Source organism: Malacoplasma muris (assembly GCF_046774425.1).
GTDB classification, from domain to species: Bacteria; Bacillota_I; Bacilli_A; order Mycoplasmatales; family Mycoplasmoidaceae; genus Malacoplasma; species Malacoplasma muris.
The window spans coordinates 400,797-421,307 of sequence record NZ_CP177248.1 but is presented as its reverse complement, the minus strand read 5'-3'; the positions used below and the strand labels follow the sequence as shown (position 1 = coordinate 421,307).

Annotated in this window: 20 protein-coding genes; 7 read left to right on the top strand and 13 right to left on the bottom strand. The window is 23.3% G+C overall.

Annotated features, from left to right (window positions below; genetic code table 4):
• Positions 1-10: 10 nt before the first annotated feature.
• Positions 11-319, top strand: a complete 309-nt coding sequence (locus tag ACLFO7_RS01660; protein ID WP_412032618.1) for a hypothetical protein — start codon at positions 11-13, stop codon at positions 317-319.
• Here the strand turns inward: ACLFO7_RS01660 and ACLFO7_RS01655 are convergent, their stop codons facing one another.
• The 4 genes from ACLFO7_RS01655 to ACLFO7_RS01640 all read right to left on the bottom strand — a co-directional run bounded on the left by ACLFO7_RS01655 (position 320) and on the right by ACLFO7_RS01640 (position 6,130).
• Entirely contained in the window at positions 320-1,204 is an 885-nt protein-coding gene (locus tag ACLFO7_RS01655; protein ID WP_412032617.1) for an Abi family protein, read from the bottom strand.
• A 40-nt stretch (positions 1,205-1,244) separates the two neighbouring features.
• Positions 1,245-3,062 carry a 1-deoxy-D-xylulose-5-phosphate synthase gene (locus ACLFO7_RS01650; RefSeq protein WP_412032616.1) on the bottom strand — a complete coding sequence of 606 codons (1,818 nt, stop codon included), beginning with the start codon at positions 3,060-3,062 and terminating at the stop codon, positions 1,245-1,247.
• Positions 3,063-3,080: 18 nt separating this feature from the next.
• On the bottom strand, positions 3,081-4,886 hold the full coding sequence (gene pepF, locus ACLFO7_RS01645; protein ID WP_412032615.1) for an oligoendopeptidase F: 1,806 nt from the start codon (positions 4,884-4,886) through the stop codon (positions 3,081-3,083).
• An 86-nt stretch (positions 4,887-4,972) separates the two neighbouring features.
• On the bottom strand, positions 4,973-6,130 hold the full coding sequence (locus tag ACLFO7_RS01640) for a hypothetical protein (protein ID WP_412032614.1): 1,158 nt from the start codon (positions 6,128-6,130) through the stop codon (positions 4,973-4,975).
• Positions 6,131-6,270: 140 nt separating this feature from the next.
• Between ACLFO7_RS01640 and ACLFO7_RS01635 the strand changes: the two genes are divergently transcribed.
• The gene (locus tag ACLFO7_RS01635) at positions 6,271-6,903 is read left to right on the top strand and encodes a DNA-3-methyladenine glycosylase I (RefSeq protein ID WP_412032613.1); all 633 of its coding nucleotides are present in this window, start codon (positions 6,271-6,273) and stop codon (positions 6,901-6,903) included.
• Here the strand turns inward: ACLFO7_RS01635 and serS are convergent.
• From serS to asnS, 3 genes are read right to left on the bottom strand one after another with little or no spacing between them, the layout of a single operon-like run.
• Complete coding sequence (gene serS / locus ACLFO7_RS01630) at positions 6,825-8,099, bottom strand: serine--tRNA ligase (RefSeq protein ID WP_412032612.1); 1,275 nt, start codon at positions 8,097-8,099, stop codon at positions 6,825-6,827. The genes ACLFO7_RS01635 and serS overlap by 79 nt on opposite strands.
• A 15-nt stretch (positions 8,100-8,114) precedes the next feature.
• On the bottom strand, positions 8,115-8,846 hold the full coding sequence (pgsA, locus tag ACLFO7_RS01625; protein ID WP_412032611.1) for a CDP-diacylglycerol--glycerol-3-phosphate 3-phosphatidyltransferase: 732 nt from the start codon (positions 8,844-8,846) through the stop codon (positions 8,115-8,117).
• An 11-nt stretch (positions 8,847-8,857) separates the two neighbouring features.
• Positions 8,858-10,213, bottom strand: coding sequence for an asparagine--tRNA ligase (gene asnS, locus ACLFO7_RS01620; protein WP_412032610.1), 1,356 nt, complete (start codon positions 10,211-10,213; stop codon positions 8,858-8,860).
• A 142-nt stretch (positions 10,214-10,355) separates the two neighbouring features.
• On the opposite strand from asnS, the gene rpmB reads away from it, so the two are divergent.
• Positions 10,356-10,592 carry a 50S ribosomal protein L28 gene (gene rpmB / locus ACLFO7_RS01615; RefSeq protein ID WP_412032609.1) on the top strand — a complete coding sequence of 79 codons (237 nt, stop codon included), beginning with the start codon at positions 10,356-10,358 and terminating at the stop codon, positions 10,590-10,592.
• Positions 10,593-10,663: 71 nt separating this feature from the next.
• On the opposite strand, the gene ACLFO7_RS01610 is transcribed toward rpmB, so the two are convergent.
• From ACLFO7_RS01610 to ACLFO7_RS01595, 4 genes are all read right to left on the bottom strand, one after another.
• Positions 10,664-11,125 (bottom strand): nucleoside 2-deoxyribosyltransferase, encoded by a 462-nt coding sequence (locus ACLFO7_RS01610; RefSeq protein ID WP_412032608.1) that lies wholly within the window; start codon positions 11,123-11,125, stop codon positions 10,664-10,666.
• Positions 11,126-11,236: 111 nt separating this feature from the next.
• Complete coding sequence (locus tag ACLFO7_RS01605; RefSeq protein ID WP_412032607.1) at positions 11,237-12,388, bottom strand: hypothetical protein; 1,152 nt, start codon at positions 12,386-12,388, stop codon at positions 11,237-11,239.
• An 893-nt stretch (positions 12,389-13,281) separates the two neighbouring features.
• A complete protein-coding gene (gene ylqF, locus ACLFO7_RS01600) occupies positions 13,282-14,115 on the bottom strand; it encodes a ribosome biogenesis GTPase YlqF (RefSeq protein ID WP_412032606.1) in 834 nt (277 codons plus the stop codon).
• Between the two features lie 2 nt (positions 14,116-14,117).
• Positions 14,118-15,740, bottom strand: a complete 1,623-nt coding sequence (locus tag ACLFO7_RS01595) for a CTP synthase (protein ID WP_412032605.1) — start codon at positions 15,738-15,740, stop codon at positions 14,118-14,120.
• 398 nt (positions 15,741-16,138) lie between these two features.
• On the opposite strand from ACLFO7_RS01595, the gene ACLFO7_RS01590 reads away from it, so the two are divergent.
• A complete protein-coding gene (locus ACLFO7_RS01590) occupies positions 16,139-16,774 on the top strand; it encodes a hypothetical protein (protein WP_412032604.1) in 636 nt (211 codons plus the stop codon).
• Between the two features lie 26 nt (positions 16,775-16,800).
• Here the strand turns inward: ACLFO7_RS01590 and ACLFO7_RS01585 are convergent, their stop codons facing one another.
• Complete coding sequence (locus tag ACLFO7_RS01585) at positions 16,801-17,715, bottom strand: hypothetical protein (protein ID WP_412032603.1); 915 nt, start codon at positions 17,713-17,715, stop codon at positions 16,801-16,803.
• 121 nt (positions 17,716-17,836) lie between these two features.
• On the opposite strand from ACLFO7_RS01585, the gene ACLFO7_RS01580 reads away from it, so the two are divergent.
• Genes ACLFO7_RS01580 through ACLFO7_RS01570 form a run of 3 tightly spaced genes read left to right on the top strand, consistent with a single transcriptional unit; the run spans position 17,837 to position 19,263 of the window.
• On the top strand, positions 17,837-18,226 hold the full coding sequence (locus ACLFO7_RS01580) for a hypothetical protein (RefSeq protein WP_412032602.1): 390 nt from the start codon (positions 17,837-17,839) through the stop codon (positions 18,224-18,226).
• 3 nt (positions 18,227-18,229) lie between these two features.
• A complete protein-coding gene (locus tag ACLFO7_RS01575) occupies positions 18,230-18,502 on the top strand; it encodes a hypothetical protein (RefSeq protein WP_412032601.1) in 273 nt (90 codons plus the stop codon).
• A 2-nt stretch (positions 18,503-18,504) separates the two neighbouring features.
• Positions 18,505-19,263, top strand: coding sequence for a type III pantothenate kinase (locus tag ACLFO7_RS01570; protein ID WP_412032600.1), 759 nt, complete (start codon positions 18,505-18,507; stop codon positions 19,261-19,263).
• A gap of 38 nt (positions 19,264-19,301) precedes the next feature.
• Here ACLFO7_RS01570 and ACLFO7_RS01565 read toward each other — a convergent pair whose 3' ends face one another.
• Positions 19,302-20,501, bottom strand: a complete 1,200-nt coding sequence (locus ACLFO7_RS01565; RefSeq protein ID WP_412032599.1) for a M20 metallopeptidase family protein — start codon at positions 20,499-20,501, stop codon at positions 19,302-19,304.
• Between the last annotated feature and the right edge of the window lie 10 nt (positions 20,502-20,511).

Below are 20,511 nucleotides of genomic sequence, written 5' to 3'. Positions count from 1 at the left end.
GGAGTAAATAATGAAAGAAGAAAAAATTGTAACAGGTGTAGTAACACAAGTGCTTGAAGATAAAATTGTAGTTAATGTTGATAACACATTTTATGATTGTCCTTTAAAAATGATTTCAGATTATCCAGTTGACCCTTTTAAGTTTTTTACAGTAGGTACAAGATATAGATTTCTATTAATTAATAAATCAGTAATATCATACAAAGATTTAAGACCAAAACTTTTAAAGAATAGAAGAAAACCTATCCCAACTGTTAGTGGATCAAAAAATCTTGAAAAACATTTACTTGAAATAATTGGTGAAAAAAAGAATATGTAATTAAAATAATCCATAAATTAATTTAATTACATATTCTTTTGAATAATTATTCAAAGATAAATTTCTCAATTCATAATTCAAACCATCGATGCAAATTGAAAGTTGATTTACATAATCTATTAAAGAGCAAACTTTATCAATTGAAATATATTTATCAAATTGAGAATCACTTCTTCTCACACTAGAATATATTTTATTAAATTCAACTCTATAGTGTCTTGAATTAAAATTATAGATAACATTATTATGAGCTATCATATTTCTCACTTTTAAAATAACATTCATCATTTTATGAAAAATAGATGTAAATTGATCTGGAATGTTCATTTCCCTTAATATGTTTTTTTGAATTTCAGTATCAAGAGTTCTATAAAAATTAATTGCTGTAGCAAGAGCTCATGAATATGAAAGTTCTCTTATAGGAATATCACTTAAACTAGAATATGAAATTAAAAACTCTGATGTAGAAGCATATTCAAATAATGAATAACGAAATTTCTGAAAATTAAGATCATTACAATTTTTAATATTTGGCATCAAATGCATTAATTCTTGATCTGTAAAATTATAAATTTTTGTATTTGACAATTGGTAAAACTCAACCCAATTATTTATTAATATATTTTTGAATTTATTTTCAAAAAACAAAACACCTTTCATAATATGTGTTCCCACATTTCTATCAAATTCAATTAGATTAATAATTTGGTTAGAATCACAAAAATCATAGAATTGGCTTGATTCATCATCAAAAAATGGTTCTGAATACTCACTCAAAATTCTATCAAATGAAAATATTTTTAAATATACTAAAAATCTTTGACTATCAATGATTTTTAATTTTAGTTTATTTGAAATGTTTTCTATTTTTTTTGAATAATCCATAATATATTAATTTTAACAAACTTAATATATAATATAAAACCTAAAACTTAATTTCTTTAATAATTGAATTCAGATCCATATTTATTGTTTTGTCAATACTTTCTTTATCACCGTGTCCAATTTTATTGTTCTTAATACATATTGACTTTATTGTGGAACAAATATTGTATTTATTCTTAATTAAAACCAAATCAGTAAATAAATTGTTTTGGTAATAAACCTTTTCAACAACATATATTGTTTTATATTGTTTTAAAATACTAACAACTTTATTTTCATTATATTTTGTTAAAAAAATAGAATTAATAATGTCAATATTTTTATTTGAAAAATGATTTAATAAATCATTAATTATAGGACCATATGAAATAATTAAACTCTTTGATTTAGATTTCTTTTGAAGATAAATTCAATCACCAAAATTAAAACTAACATTTTTATTATCACTTATACAATCAGTTTTAGGATATCTAATAAAAAAAGGATGCTTTTTATTTAAATATGATAACTCCATTAATTTTTCCATTTCATATTTATTTCTAGGAGCTGTAATAATTGAATTGGGAATTGTTTTTAAAAAAGATAAATCATAAATTCCATGATGAGTATCTCCATCACCATAAGCAACATCTGCTCTATCAATCAAAAAAGTTATTGGTAAATCTAGTCTTGAAACATCATGATGCAATTGATCATAAGTTCTTTGTAAAAAAGTAGAATAGATTATCACAAATACTTTTTTATTATTCTTGCATATTCCAACAGCTTTTGAAACACAATGTTCTTCAGCTATTCCAATATCTTCATAGTTATTAGGATAAATTTTTGCAAATTCTAAAAAGCCTGTTGAATAAGTCATAGCAGGATTTAAAACATATATATTACTGTCACTTTTTAATAGATTAGATAAATAATTTGCAGCAACATCTCCAAAAGATAAATTAGAATTAGTTGATAATGTTTTTATACTTGAAGCATGATATTTGCCTAATTTATCTAATTCTGCTAAATTACATCCATAACCCTTTTTTGTTCTTACATGTAAAATAACAGGTTTATTATCACAATGAAATTTAGCTTTTTTTAATGAATAAATTAATTTTTTAATATTATGACCATCAACAGGTCCTATGTATTTATAATTCATTGATATAAAAAAATTATTTTTTGTAAACAATTGCTCAAATCAACTTGTAATCTTTGAAAAGAAAAAATAAATTTTTCTGGTTCAATTTTTCTTACCTAATATTTGTCTAAATAAATTTCCCCCAAAAAAATTTATATTAGATGTTTTTATTTTAGACATCATTTTATGTAAAGTACCAACATTTTTAGAAATAGACATTTCATTATCATTAATTACAATTAACATCTTAGTTGAATTAAAAGAAATATTATTTAAAGCTTCAAATGAAAGACCATTAGATATAGATGCATCACCTACTATAGGTATAAAATAGCTATCATTATTTTTTGTTTCATTTAAACCTTGTGTAATTGATAAAATATTTCCAGAATGACCTGTTGATATAAAATCATGTTGTGATTCACTTGGTTCTTGAAAACCAGAAAGACCATTAAAATCTCTAATTGTTGATATTCTATTATATCTATCTGTAAGAATTTTATGCACATAAGATTGATGACCTGTATCATACATTATTTGATCTATAGGTGAATCAAAAACATATAGTAAAGCAATAGACAATTCTACTATTCCCAAATTACTAGAAAAATGAATTGATTTATTATTTGACAAATCTTGTAGTATTTCTCTAATATCTTTACTTAATTGTTTAAGATCTTTTAATTTATATTTTTTTAATTCTTTTATACTAGGAATTTTTTTATCAATCATATTATTACCAATGATTAATTATAATAATTTGTTGTATTCTTGAATTAATTTTTCTAAAATTTTGTAACATTCTTTAAAAGAATCTTCTTTATATAAATCTATTCCAAGAAGTTTGATAGTGTCAATCGGAGATAAAGAACTACCTGATTTTAAGAAATCAAAATATTTCTTTATAAATTCTTTATCTCCATTATATATTTTGTAACCTGCAATTAAAGCTGGAATTTGACCAACAGCATATTTATATACATAAAAATTACCAACATAAAAATGAGATATTCTTAATATTGTTGATAAACTTTGTTCATACTTTTTATTACTATAGTTTGACTTATTATATGAAGTATATTTAACATTCATATTAATATAAAGTTCTTTAATAACATCATATGTAATTGGTTCTTTATTTTTAATTTTTTGAACAATTTCATATTCAAAATTACTAAATATAATTTGTCTTGTAGTAGTACTAAAAAATCCTGTTATAAGTTCATCCAAGATATTTAATTTTTCTTTTTTATTTGTTTTTGTTTCTAATAAATATAAACTTAATATAACTTCATTTGTAATAGATGCTATTTCAGCAAAAAATATTCTACAGTCTGCATGTACTTTTTGACATTTACCAAAATAATATGAATGAATAGAATGACCTAATTCATGTGCTAATGTGTAAACTGATGAAAGTGTTTTATCAAAATTCATTGATATATAATACTTTTCAAGTCCTCTTGTACCACCAATTGAATAAGCACCACTATGTTTATTTTCCTTTGGAAGTCATGAGATTCATCTTTCATCAAAAGCTTTTTTAATAACATCTAAATATTCATTTCCAAAACATGATAATGATTTTAAAATTATTTCTTTTGATTCTTCAATAGAATATTTTTTAAAAACTTTTGTTACATCTAAGCTTTTATCCCATGGTTCTACTTTATCTAATTTGTATGTTTTTTTTAAAAGAAGATTTCTTTGATCATAAAATTTTTTATATAAATTTTTAAAACTTTCAACATTTTTATAAATGGATAGAATTAAATTTTCTTCTATTTCATCATCATCACAAACAGCATCAATATAATCATTATATTTTCTAATAATAGAATTATTATTAAGAGTTAAATAATTATAATAAAGCAAATTTGAAAGAACATTTCTATATTTAAAATATGCATTATTAAAAGAATATCAAACATTTTTTCTTAAAATTCTATCATTAGATTTCAGTAGTAAAGTCACATCAGCTAAACTATTGACTTTAATAATTTTGTTTTTTGAGTTACAAACATCTTCAAATTTAATAGTTCCATCTACTAATGTAGAAAATATTTCTTCATATCCTTCATCATTCATTGATAAAACAGATAAAAGCTTTTCTTCTTTTTCAGATAATATATGTTTTGCAGATTTAAACAAAAGATTATAGTCTCTTACATATTCTTTTAGTTCTGGATTTTTTAAATACTCTAAAATTAATTTTTTATTTTTTAAAATAATATTTGTACTATCTGACATTTTATTTGATAGTTCTTGTGATTCAAAAGACATTCTTTGTGATCACGATATTCATTTTTCATTAATAACATCTTCATTTAAATTATTATCAATATAATTTAATAGCCTATTAGAAATGTTTGCAAACTCATGATTCTCTTTCTTTCAATTTATAAAATTTGATTCAGTTTTATAAAAATCAGGATATAGTAATAGAATTTTTTCTTTCTTTCTTTTTCACTCATCAAATAATTCTTCTAGAGTTTTATTGTCTAGTAAATATTCTAGATCCCAATCATAGTTATTATTTATTTTTTCACTTTGCATATTAAACCTCTGATATGTTATTAATAATTATATATAAAAAATACATGATTCTTTTTTTGAATCATGTATTTGTATATGGATTAATATTACATCTTTTTAATAAATCTGATTTTTCTTGTTACCAAAGAACCTAAATAAACAATTAAACAAACAACTACACCACCTGCAATAATAGAAGCTAAAATAATAATAATATCATTATTAGAAATATTTGGTGATTTTATAAAACCTTTTAATACAAATTCTTGATGATAACTTGTATTAGATAAAGTTTTAGATGCATCTGTATATCTATTTAATACATCTAATTTATTTTTGTTTTCAGAATCAATAGTAATATTTTTTGGAATTTCAAAATTAAATAATAAACTATAATTTAATAATCCTTCTTTAGGATTATTTGTTCTTGATGTTAAAGTAACTTGACTTGGTCTATTACCAACAAATTGAGGATAACTAATTAAATCTGAATTTTTAATTTCTGTAACACTTTTTTTGTATTCAGAACCTGGTAAATCTATATTTGATGATAAAAATTTTCTTGAAAGAATACTATTAAAACCTGAAATAGTAAGAAACTCTGTAATTGGTTGATTAGTTACTTTATCCTTCATATCAACTCTTAAAAAAAGTATACCAGCTGCATCTAAGTCTTGTTGACTAACCATTTTTTCAGCATCTGTTTGTCCATTAGTATTAATAAGATATGGTATTGGTGATTCAGGACTTAAATTTGGATCTGGTGAATTTGGTTCACCCACTCATCCACCTGTTGAAGTACCTGTTGTAGTTCATTTAAAAGTTGTCCCACTACGAATGTCTGATAAATTTGTTACTCTTGGAGCATTTTGATTATTAACAGTATCATTTGATAAACCATAAACTTTAGTTTCATCAAACTCTAGCAAGTGAAAAATACTTGCAGGAGCAAATTCTGCTAAATCACCAGAACCATTTGGGTCATATATAGATTCATTAGAGGTAATTTGAGAAGGAGCATTTTTAAATAATCTTCTTATGCTATCTTTTTGATCAGCAGTTAAATTTGCATCATCCATACTTTTAATCTTAATATTTGAAGTTGTTGTAGAATTCTGTGTATTACTAACAATTTCATTTACATAAGTTGTAGAATTAACACTTGCAGTTTTTAGAGCAACTGAAGTAATAGGTGCTGCAATTGCAAGTGATGATGTTAATGTGCCAATTATTATTTTAGAAATAAAAGATTTTTTCATTTTCATAATTAACCTCTAGACAATATCTTAATAATTTTAATATGTTAAAAATTATATTTCAACTTTGAAGGTAAATTATTGTAAGTTATTATTATATAATATTCAAGATTAGTAACAGGTTTTAATCTAATTTAGGTATAAATTATATGAATAGTAGATGTAGTTGAGCAAAGAATAAAATATATATTGAATATCATGATAACATTTGGGGAAAAATTCTAAAAGATGAAGCAAAAATGTTTGAATTACTAATATTAGAAAGTCAATCTGTAGGATTAAGTTTTTGACAAGTGCTTGCAAAAAAAGATGAATATAATAAATACTTTGATTTTAAAAATCCTATTAATAACTTAAAAATACAAAAAGAAGATATTAATAATATTATGAAGAATTCAAATTTAATAAAAAATAAAAATAAGCTTTTATCAATAATTAACAATTCAAAAGCTTATTTAAAATTAAAATCCAAATATGAAGGATTATCAAATTTTATTTGAAACAACAAAGAGTGAAGTTCAGAAATTGGAAAAACTAATAGTGATGATATTGTAAAAAACAATACATCAGATAAAATTACAAAAATACTGAAAGAATTTGGCTTTAAATTTATAGGTTCTATTACAATATTTTCCTATTTGCAAGCAATAGGTTTTTATTATGATCACCAAAAAAATTGTAAATATTATAAAAAAATAAAATTTTATTTTTTAAGAATGTTTTTACCTAAATATTTTACTAATACATCAGGTACTGTTATTGTTCCATCTTCATTCTGATAATTTTCAACAACTGCAGCCCAAAGTCTATCTATAGCTAATCCACTACCATTTAATGTATGCACTAATTCATTTTTGTTAGTTTTAGAATTCTTAAAACGTATCATACTTCTTCTTGCTTGAAAATCTCAACAATTACTACATGAAGAAATTTCTTTATAATTATTGTATGAAGGAAGTCAAACTTCTATGTCATATGTTTTACAAGAACTAAATCCCATATCACCTGTACATAATAGTATTCTTCTATAAGGTAATTTAAGAGCTTCTAAAATCCCTTCAGCATTTTCTGTCATTTTTTCTAATAAATCAAAAGAAGTTTCAGGATGAGCAATATTAACCATTTCAGTTTTATAAAATTGATGTTGTCTAATAACACCTCTAGTGTCTCTTCCAGCACTTCCTGCTTCACTTCTAAAATTTATTGTTGTAGTTGTGAATTTATAAGGCAAATTTTCTTCTTTTAAAATCTCATCTCTAAAATAATTTGTCATTTGAATTTCTCCAGTTGGAGCTAAATAAGCATTCAAATTTTCTAATTTAAATAAATCTTCTTTAAACTTTGGTAAATTACCTGTACCATATAAAGATTCTTCTTTAACAATAACAGGCATACTAAATTCAGTATAACCATTGTTAGCATGATAATCTAATGTAAATGACTGTAATGCTCTTATTAATCTAGAACCATCATTTTTATAAATACAAAATCTACTTCCTGAAATCTTTGCTGCTCTTTCAAAGTCAACAAAATCATTTTTAATAGCCAAATCTCAATGTGGCAATGGTTCAAATTTAAAATTTGTTGGAGTTAAATATTTTTTTATTTCAACATTATCATTTTCATCTATTCCAATTGGAACACTTTTGTCTGGTATATTTGGAATAGATAGCAATAATAGTTCTAATTCACTATTGTATTTTATACTTTCATTCTCCAATTTTGAAATTGATGTTTTAATTTGAGTAACTTCATTTTTAATTTTATCAACTTCTTGTAAATTGTTATTTTTTAAATGAATAGTGATTTCTTTTGAAAGAATATTTCTTTTTTCATTTAATTTATCAATTTCAGCTGTTAATTGTTTTGTTTTAGAATCAAGATTAATTATTTTATCTAAATCAAATTTGCTATTTCTATTTTTTAATGCTTCTTTTAAAATAGAAATATCTTCTCTTATTATTTTTTTATTAATCATAATTAAAAACCTTTCTTATGATAATTTTGTAATATCATCTTCTTTTTTATCTTCTTCAAAGTTATGATTAGAAAATTTATTAATCTCTTTTTTTGGTAAAAACAAACTACTTTGCAAATTAAAAATTCTAATATTAGCTATTAAAACATAAACTATTCCTGAAATAATTGAAATTATTGTTGCAATAATTAAAAAAATATTTTGTAATAAATAATAAGAATTTGAATTAATATTTTTATCATTAAATACAAATAAAACTATCAAGACACCAATCATTTGAAAAACAGTTTTTAATTTACCTAAAATATTTGCAGGAATAATTATTTTTTTTGATGATAAAAATGTTCTATAACCATCTACAATAAGATCTCTTGAAATCATAACAACTACAAGATATCACATGACAAATCCAAAAGCAGATAATGTTATAAGAATAGAATTAATAAGAATTTTATCAGCTATAGGATCTCATATTTTTCCAAAATCACTTATTCATTTATATTTTCTTGATAGATAACCATCAAAAAAATCTGTAATTGAAGCTAACAAAAACAATATTCCAGACAACAATCAATTTAATCTAATATTTGTGGTTAAAGACCAATATTTTGATTCTTGAAATATAGTAAAATTGATTATTGTTGGGCCAAAACTAGTGACTAAAAATGTTATTATAAATGGAATAAACAATATTCTTAATATTGTTAAAATATTTGGAATATTGTTTTTTGCAAAAAATGATTTCATATTTTAAAAAATTAAAAATTAATTGGACCATATGATCTTGGAAAAGGAATAACATCTTTAATATTATTAATACCTGTTATATACATTAAAAATCTTTCAAATCCTAAACCAAAACCAGATGATTTAAAGTAACCATATCTTCTTAAATTCAAATATCAATCAATTTCATCTGTTTTGATTCCGAAAGATTGACATCTTTTTACAATCTTTTTGTAATCGTCTTCTCTTTGACTTCCACCCACAATTTCACCAATTCCTGGAACTAACAAGTCACATGCTGCAACTGTTGTTCCATCATGATTTTGCTTCATATAGAATGCTTTAATTTCTTGTGGGAAATTGTATAAAAATACTGGCTTATTATAGATAACTTCACATAAATATTTTTCGTGTTCACTAGCTAAATCTTTCCCAAAATAGATGTCATTATCTTCAAATCTGTGACCTTCAGAAATTTTGCTTTTTAGAATTCTAATTGCTTCTTTATATTCAACTTTCACAAATTCAGCATCTACTACATCTAATAATCTTTGTGCTAGTCCACTATCTGTTGATTTATTTAAAAAAGCAATTTCTTCTTTACAGTTTTTCAATGCAAATCTAATTAAATATTTAACAAATGTTTCAATCAAAAACATTAATTGATTAATGTCACAAAAAGCAACTTCTGGTTCAACCATTCAAAATTCTGAAATATGTCTATTTGTATTTGATTTTTCTGCTCTAAATGTTGGACCAAAAGTATATACTCTTTTATAAGCTTGAGCATAAGCTTCAGCATGCAATTGACCACTAACTGTAAGAGTTGCATTTTTATCAAAGAAGTTTTTTTCTTTAGATGAAACATAAAAATTTTCACCAGCACCTTCAGCATCATTTGATGTGATAATAGGTGTACTTACTCAAACAAAGTCATTTTGGTGAAAAAAGTTATGAATTGCAAAAGCAATTTCACTTCTTATTTTCATTACAGTGTTAAACTTATTTGTTCTTTGTCTTAAATGTGCAATTGATCTTAAAAATTCACTAGTATGTTCTTTTTTTTGTAAAGGATAATCTTCATCAGATTGTTTAAGAATTTTAAATCCTTTTAATAAGATTTCAAAATTTTGATTTTCTTTAATAGATGGTACAACTTTACCTTCAACCATAATTGCTGAACCTGTTCTTACAGTTCTTGCTTCATCAAAATTTTCAGTATCTGTTTTTTTATAAACTAATTGAACTGAGTTAATACAAGTTCCATCAAAAAAAGAAATAAATCCAATTGATCCACTATCTCTATTAGACCTAACTCATCCAACCAATCTTACTTCATCAAGCGATTTATAATTTTTAAACACTTCTTTTATTGAAATAGTTTCCATAATCTCTCCAAATTTAATAATATTTTATTAAAAACATATAAATATTATATAATTATGTTTGTAATATTTATTAGTTTTTTTAACATGTGCTTAAAACTAAATAAATTTAATTCATAATAAGGACTAATTTTAGGAGGTAATTATGGCAAGAAGAGATGACTTAACAGGTAAAAAAGCATTATTTGGAAATAAAAGATCTCACTCTTTACAAAGTTCTAGAAGAAGATGAAACCTTAATTTGCAAAAAGTAAAAATCTGAGGAAACAATGGCGAAATAATTCAAGTAACTGTTTCAGCTAGAACATTAAAAATGTTAAAGAAGTATAACAAAGTAGTTAGAATAAACTATAATGCATTACAACAACAAAAAAATGCTTAATTTACATAAACATATAATTAAAAATTAGTAACAATATTTCATTGTTACTAATTTTTTTGATATCTACCTTTTTAATAAACACTTAATAATTCTTTTAACCTATTAATTGCTTCATCAAAACTATTAACTAAATGCCCATACTTTAAAATACCACCCAAAACATAATGATTCATTGAATATGGTGGTATTTCATATTTGTTAGATCCTTTTAATCTAATATCTGAATTAACACAAATAATAATTTTAGTTCTATTTCTTATAGCTATTCCAAGTTCTACTAAAACACCTGGATCATCATTTGTAATGTCAGCTATAAAAATATCAGACTCTAAAACAGCTTTTGTATCTCCATTAAAAATATCAATTGGTGTAGGCAAATTATTTGATTTGTCTTTATTAAAAGGTTGTTCAATTGGATTAAAGATAATCAATTTTTCATTAAAGTGTTGTCTTAATAATTCGCCTTCTTTTTTTCTTTGAGCTATTTCAGCTTCATTAAATAATCCACCAGCAATATAAACTTTATAATTCACAACTATCTCCTATTACACTTATATTTATTATAGAAATATTTTTCAATAAATTTACAAATAAAAATCCTATTTATTTAACAAATAAATAGGAATTAAAGTTTATTAATATAATTATCTTAATCCTTGACGCTTTAAAGCATTTGCTTCAATTAATTTTTCATCAATTTTTTTACGTCTAATAATCATTTTTACTTTTTTATTTACAACTTTAGCTTCTAAAGGATTATTATTTGTATCTTCATAAAATTTATAATAATTTCCTGAAGGTTGACGATTAGTGTCATATATACTAGAGTCATATTCAACTGTATTTTTAAAGAAAGAAGTTACAGTTTCTTTTGGAATTTCATGCTCAAAATTTTCTGTAGTAAGTTCATCGCTAACAAATTCTTCTGTTGATTGCATTTCTAATTCTGGTTGTTCACTTGCATATTCATCACTTGGTTCATAGATGTTTTCATTGTAAACTTCTTGTTGCTCTTCTTCTACTTCTTGTTCTTGTTGTTGATCTACATATTTATAGTTATCTTCTTGAGGCACTTCAACACTTTCTTCTATATTACCAATATAATCACTCGGAGGAATACTATCATCTAAAGAACTATTATCTTCTACTATTTCTTCTTCAACTTTTAAATCACTAACTTGTTTTAAGTCATGGTCAACATTATTAGAAAAATCATTTTCATCAATAGTATCTCATCTTAATTTTCTATCTTCATGAGGGATATAAATTTCAATATCATCGATTAAATCAACATCATCAACTTTATTTGATTTTAAAGTATGTTTTGGATCAAGTTTATATTTAAGTTTATCATCCTCTAATTTCAAAATTGATTTTGGCATTTTGTTTGGATCAACTAAAAAATCAATGTAATCAGAATTATCTGCCCTCTTAATTGCTAGAGCACTAGTTTCAACAGATTCTTTTGATTCTTCAAATATATCACTTTCAGTTTTAAAATCATTTGGAATAATTCTTGTAAATTCTTTTGAGTTGATATCAACAAAACCTTTTTTATTAATTAATTCTTGAATTCTTTCAATTTCTCTAAATGGTAATGACTTATCAATAATACATTTTTGTTCACCATCTGGTTTTCTTAAAACAACAAGTCTTTGATAAGGTTTTAAATCTTTTGCTTTTGTTCTGTTACTTACAAGAATAAAATCTTCTCTCATTCATCCATCATTAACTTGAACATCACTTTTTTGCTCTACTTGTTTTTTTTCTTTTTTATTATTTTTGAATAAGCCCATGTTTTAACTCCATGTATTAAAATTTCATAAATATCATATAAATTATATCATTTTAAAATTCACTAAAAAAGTGACAACAGAAAAATATTGAATGAATTAACAAATAATATATTAAAAAAAAAAAAAAAAAACAAATAGGCTTTCCTCCTATTTGTTTGGTAACTAATCATTTTAAGTAATAATTCATTTAATAATCTGAATATTTACTTAGTCCAAGGTTGTTGTTGATAACTACATTTTATAGTATGACATTTTAAGTCAACTATCGATTAGTTTATAAAGCAAAATTTAAAAATTATTAGAAATCATATTAAGTAAATAAACATATTTTTATTTCTCAAACTCTGAATACCCCAATTTCATATGTTCGAGAAAATTTTTTACTTAATTAACAAATTAATCTTGTTGTAATCAAATATTTAAGATAACAAACCTATGTTGATTACTTTGCAAGCCAATCAATTGAGAAAATTTAATAATACTAATATTGATAGAGAATATTATGATTGAAAGGCCCATATAATTAACTAATAGATTCTATAGTGATTTAGTTTATTCTATCAATAAATTTAAATCAGAATCAACACATTTATCCAAGCTCAAATTGGCACAAATTGGGTTTTAAAAATAGCAAACCCAACCAATATATCATTAGTTAAATTTTTTACACTTTTTATATGTAGTTATTTATGTTTTATTTTTGTGTTTATAGTTGGTTTATCCCATATTTCCAAAGATAAACACAATTAAATTATAGCAAAAATACTTACAAAATCCATATTTAGGCATAAAAATTGCTTTTTTTAGACATTTTAGGTTAATTAAGTATTGACAAATAATTAGTTTTGTTATAGGAAATTCAAAGTTAAAATTTTTACAAAAATCATTAATTTTTAAAGATCTTTTTCATAATTTATATTACATATTTTTGAGTCAGAAAATTCAGAATATAAATAACTAAAACATCTTTCAAAATCATTCTCATTATTTTGTAACTTAAATCTTTTTTTATCACAAATATAATTTAGAAAATCATTAAAATTTAATGGTGAATTAAAACCAAAATATTTATAAATTTCTTCACTATAATATTTAATAATATAGTTATAACCATATTCTAATATTTCATATTTATTTACAATTTCAAAATTAACAGATTTTATTAATGTAAGGATTGCTCCAATTTCAAATTTATCAACCTTTTTAAAAAAAATTCCAGGTGTGTCAAATAAAACTAAATCATTATCAATTTTTATATGACTAACTCTTTTTGTAATTCCAGGCTGATTTTGAGAAATTAATAAATTTTTGTTTGCCAAAAAATTTATTAATGATGACTTACCGATATTTGGTAAACCAACTACCATTCCACAAAGTTGGATATTAACTAAACCTTTTTTTCTCAGAGAATCAATTTTGGATTTACACACTAATTTGATTCTATTAATTATTTTTAATCTAAATTTTTTATCATAAATAGAACCAAACAGAATGTTGCTATCATCTTGTTCAACTGCAGATAAATCTGATTTTAGTGCAATTGTTACTTTAGGTTTGTTATTAAAAATACTATTTAATTCACTATTAGAACTGCAAACAATTGCTCTTGCATCAAGTACTTCAATATAAAAATCTATAGTATTCAACTTATCTTTGATAATATCTATAGATTTTTTCATATGACCAGGATATCAATTAACAATTTCTTTATTTTGACTATCAAACATAATTATTTATTTTTTAATTCTTTTGTTACCTCTACAAAAGAATTAAAAAGTGGATTAGGAGTAAAAGTTTTTGTTGTTAATTCTGGATGAAATTGTGTAGCAATAAAAAATTTGTGGTCTTGTAATTCTATAATTTCTACTAAATCATTTTCAACATTAACACCTGAAAAAATTACACCATTTAATTCAAATATATCTCTATAATCATTATTAAACTCATATCTATGTCTGTGTCTTTCAAACACAATTGAATCTTGATATGCTTCAAAAGTTTTTGTATCTTTTTTAATTGCACAGCTATAATTACCAAGACGCAATGTACCACCAAGATCTTTTTCTTTGTACTTGCCATCTAATATGGTAATAATAGGTTCTATAGTATTGTCATCAAATTCTGTACTATTAGCATCGACTATACCTAAAACATTTCTAGCAAATTCAATTGCTGCAAGTTGCATTCCTAAACATATTCCTAAAAAAGGAATATTATTTTCACGCACAAATTTAATTGTTTCAATTTTACCTTCAATACCTCTATCACCAAAACCACCTGGAACAACAACTCCTGAATATCTTTTTAATCCTCTTACATTTGATTCATTAATTTTTTCAGCATTAATTAAGTCAATTTTAATTTCAGAATTGTTATGAATTGCTGCTATTTCTAAACTTGTAATAACAGATAAATAAGCATCTGTAATTTCAGTATATTTTCCAATTATAGCTATTTTAGTAACATATTTTTTTGGTTCTTTTATTTTAGAAGTAAATATTGATCACTCACCCAAATCCTTAGAATTCATTTCTTCTAAATCCATTTTATTAAAAATAATGTTATGTAAGTTTTGTTCTAATAAAAACTCGGGAAGAAAGTATACACTTGTTTGGTTTGGTAAACTAATAATATTATTTTTATCCAACCCACAAATTAAAGAAATTTTTTCTTTATTTTCTTCACTAACAATGCCTTTACCTCTTACCAATAAAACATCAGGAATTATTCCCATACCCATTAATTCTTTTACTGAGTGTTGTAAAGGTTTTGTTTTTTCTTCATTACTTGTAAGCATTTGAATAATTGGAACAATATGAACAGAAAAAATTTTATTTTTATATTTAGAAATTAATTGACGAGCAGATTCAATAAAAGGAACAGATTCAATGTCTCCAACAGTTCCACCAATTTCTACTATTAAAAAATCAGGTTCATGTTTATTAGCCATAAATATAATTTCATTCTTAATTGCATCTGTGATATGTGGAATAACTTGAATAGTTTTACCTAAATATTTTCCATTTCTTTCTTCATTTAAAACATTTGAATAAATTAAACCAGAAGTAATGTTTGATTCCTTAGGTAAATTTTGATTCAAAAATCTTTCATAATTACCAATATCTAAATCAGTTTCTTTACCATCCTGTGTGACAAAAACTTCACCATGTTGGTAGGGAGACATAGTTCCAGCATCTATATTTAAATATGGATCAAGTTTCATGTTCAAAACCTTAAAAGATAAATTCTTTAACAATGCACCAATACTTGAACATGCTATACCCTTGCCTAATGCAGAGAATACACCACCAGTAGTAAAAATAATTCTTGTCTTATCATTTAGCTCTCTCATAAATTTCACCAATCACTATATAATTACTCATTATAATAAAATTAATAAGGATTAATTAATAAACTTAAACTACACTTATGCCAATATTAATTTCTTTTTAAAAATAAATACATCCATTAACATAAATAAAAAACATGCCACTGGCATGTTTTTGTTTCACAAAATAGATGCTTTCTTTTTTTGAGAGACATTTGCATCTTATTCAAAATGTCTCATAACCTACAAATATGGTTTTAAAGTCAGTTAAACCAATTACACCTGACATATAAATGATATAACAGAAATCAATTTTATAATCAAAAAATTTTATTATTTAAATAATAAAATATTAATTAATATAATTAATCTAATCATTTTTAATATAATTTTATATATTGTTATCAATAGTAGGATAGATTATGGAAAAAGAAATATTTATTAATAAATTAAAAGAGAAAAAAATTTCTTCTCAAATCATAAAAGATGTTGGAAATAATTTATACCAATACACAAATAAAACTAATTTAAATTTCAACAATGCAATTAATCTAATAACAAAAATTGATGGTTTAAAAACATCATTAGATAAAGCTGAATTTAAAACAGATTCAAAAGGACTTGTTGTAACGAAAAACTTTCCCAAACTTATTGAAATATTATTTGATTTGTTAAATGAAGGAAACATATATTATCTTGAGCAAACAAAAATTAATCAAATTGTCAAATACATGAACACAAAACTTCACCCAATTATAGAGGGATCATATTTTGATAAAAAATTACTTAAAAGAGTATTTTACAATATTGATAATAGTAAAATTAGTTTTACACATAATTACGAAACAGAACAAGAATGAATAACATATTATATAACATTACACATAATCACAAATAATGAAGAAAAAAGCGAAAGTTTTGATGTAGTTTTTTCTAAAAAAATTGTTTTTAATGAAGATTTTGAAAGTTCTAAATGATTATTTAGTTTTTGAACTTTAAATGATTTTGTTAATGAACTTAAAGCATGTATAAAATGAATGAAAATGAACAAAATATAAAATAAAAAAAATTGATTGTTATCATATTACTTATCAAAAATATGAGTAACAATCATTTTTAATACACCTACAATTTGAATATCAACATTGTTTTTAATAATAAAATTACTACCTGTTGATATACTAAATGAATTAATTTTTCCTTCACCCTCAACTACAAAAACATGAGTAATAACCCCTATTTTAAAGTTATAGTATTCTAAACCAACATGATTTATGATTTTAGTTGCAAAATATTGATTATTTGCAAGATAATCATCATTTTCTTTATCTAACAATTGATATTGATGTGTTAATGAACTATGAAAAGAATTTGATAAATAATCAAAAGTTTGCTTTTTCAACTCTTGTTGATATAAATCATTTAAATTTAATTCAATACCATTTTTACATGAAATTTCAAAAATAATATCATTTTGTTTTATTTGATTTATTACATTCTGATTTATAACTAATGCATTAAGATAGTCTAATTCAACTATATTTAAATATTTGTCATTTAGATTTTCTAAAAATTCTTCTACATTTTTTTTAGATCCACATTTATGGTTGTAAACAACTATTTGCTTATTTTTATTTAAAGATATTCATAACTTATTCTGAGCTATTTCATTACCTTTGATAGAATAATATTTTGTATTTTTAGAATCAACAGATAACATTAAGTCAAGATCAACTTTAGGATTAATAATTTTAATTGTTATTGGAATACTACCTGTTTTTGAGTTAAAGAATTTTTTATTGTGTTTGTATAAAAAATTAAGATCATCATAAACAAAATTAGTATTTATTATTTGATTTGAAACATCTTCTGAATCAGATAATAAAATTAATTCACCAACATCTATACCATCTTCTTTATAACCATATTGAGCTAAATCATTATTACCTCAATCCTTATGAATCAATATTGGTTTTAGAAAAACAATGTTACTTATCATTATGCATGTCCTTTTTACATTAATAATATATTAACATTAATAATCTTTAAAATTTGTTTTACTTTTATTAATAGTATTATCAATGTTATTTTAAAATTATTATATGTGAGAGGTAATTATTATGGATATGAATCAAATAAAACAAGGATTAAATTCACTTATAGAAAATGACAAAAAACACATTAGAATTTATGACAAACCTTTTTCAGAATATGACAAAGCAAAAAATGATGGTGTTGATTTATTTTTTGAAATCAACAATAAAACATTAAAAGTTTTAAAACATGTTGTAGTTAAAAATGAAAATAATATATCTAATTCAAGTTTTTATATTAATGTTTTATCTGAAATTAACAAATTAGAAGATAATCAATATACAAGCTGAATAATAGATCACTTAGAATATTTAAGAAATAGAATTTATTCTATTCATGAAAATAGAAATGATGTTCATCTTTATCAATTTAAACTTGGAACACCAAGTTCTAAAGATATTATTTTAAAAGTATAATTTATGAAATTAATCAAGTATTTTCATCTAATTTCTATTATCACTATTCCATGTTCTATAGTAGTAGCTACAAATGCACAAACTAATATATTAAAAAATTCAGAATATAAAAGTTCAAATTTAAATTCAGGACAAATTGATGATCCTAATGTAACTGAAGAACAAAAAAAGGCAGCTCAAGACAAATTTTGATTAGAATTTGGTATAACAGCTGGTGTGTTAGGACTAATCATAATAATTTGTTTAATATTGTATTTTACAAGAAGAAGAAAGTAATTATGAGTGTAGAAAATAATACTCTTGTAGTAGATATAGGGAATTCATACATTAAAATTGGTTTATTTAGTAAAGAAAACAAATTATTAAACAAATATCTTTTCAAAACAGAAATTAAATGTACAAAAAAATATTTAAACTCTTTATTATTAAAACAATTTGGAAAATACAAAATATCTTCTAGCATTATTGGGAGTGTTGTACCAAAACAAACAAATAATTTTATAAGAAGTATAAATGATATTTTTAATGTTAAACCTTATTTAATAAACAATGATACAAAAACATCTTTTGTAATGAAAAATGTTAAAAGACAAGAAATTGGCGATGACATTATAGCTTTAGCTGAATATTGTTATAAAGTAAACAAAACATCAATTGGTGTGTCATTTGGAACAGCAGCATTTGCGCTTTTTTTAAAAAATGGAGAATTAGTTGGTGCAGCTATAGCACCAGGAATTGGAACAAGTTTTAATTTATTGTTAGACCATGCATCATTAATTAACACTAATACTATAAGCAAAAAATCTAATTTAATTTATGGCAAAAATACAATAGAAGCTTTAGAAGCAGGATTTAATATTTCAAGATCTGGATTTGTAATGAGCTTTTATAATAATGTAAGAGAAAATAAAGAAAATATACATTGTATAGTTTCAGGTGGAGAAGCTTATAAATTAAGTGTAGATTTTAAATATGATATAGATGAAAATGCAATTTTATATGGTTTTAAATATATATATGATTTAAATAACAATTAAAAAATGAAGTAACATAAATTACTTCATTTTTTTACATATTATTTAGTTATTGCATTTAAAAAAGAAATTATTGCATTTGCACTTACAGCCATTGATGTTTCAAGAACTGAATCATCTCATTCAAATGACCCTGAATGATGTAATGGTTCTATTTCATTTTCTTTATGAATTCCTATTTTGAAATAACATGATGGAACTTCATTTGCAATATAAGAAAAGTCTTCACATCCAAATGTAGGATGATCAATTTCTTTTACATTATCTTTTCCTAATAAACTAATTGTTTCATTCATAACAAATTTTGTTAGTTGATTATTATTAATCAATGGAGGATAACCTTCTAAAAAATTTGATTCATATGTTCCATTATATAATTCACATAAAGAATTCATAATCGATTTCATTTTAGATACAATTGTTCTTCCTAATTCTAAATCATATGTTCTAATTGTTCCAGTCATTGTTGCTTCTGTTGGTATAACATTTGAATTTGAACCACCATTAAATGTTCCAACAGCTAGCACTGCATTATCTAATGGACTCTTAATTTTTGTTAATATTGATTGAAATAAATTAATAGCCTGTGATCCTATAATAATTGGATCTGCACTTTTATGTGGCTCACTACAGTGACCACCATTAGATTTTATTTTAATATCTCAATCAATAAAACTTGCATACATAGGACCATATTTAAAATATGCTTTCCCAAAATTTCCAGCTCCATAAACATGGAACCCTAATGCAAAATCAACACCATTTAAAACTTCTTTTTCATTTACAACTTCAACACAACCTCCCATATCAGGACCTTCTTCAGCAGGTTGAAATAATAATCTTACTTTCCCTTTAAAACTATCTTTTAGTTGAAGTAATATTTTTGCAACACCTAAAAGATTTGCTATATGTCCATCATGTCCACACATATGTGCAACACCTTTAACATTTGATTTATATTCTACATTTGATTCTTCTTCTAATGGCAAAGCATCAATATCAGCTCTAAATAAAACTGTCTTACCTGGTTTATTAGAATCAATATCCACATAAACACCTGTTTTAGTTCTTTTCAAAGCAACTTTATGATTTGTTAAACCCATATTATTAAGTTGTTCTTGAATGAATTTTGTTGTATTGTATTCTTCAAAACCTAATTCAGGATTTTGATGAATATGTCTTCTAAATGAAATCACTTCACTTAAATATTCTTTTGATAATTGTTTAATCTTTTCTTTCATAATATAACAC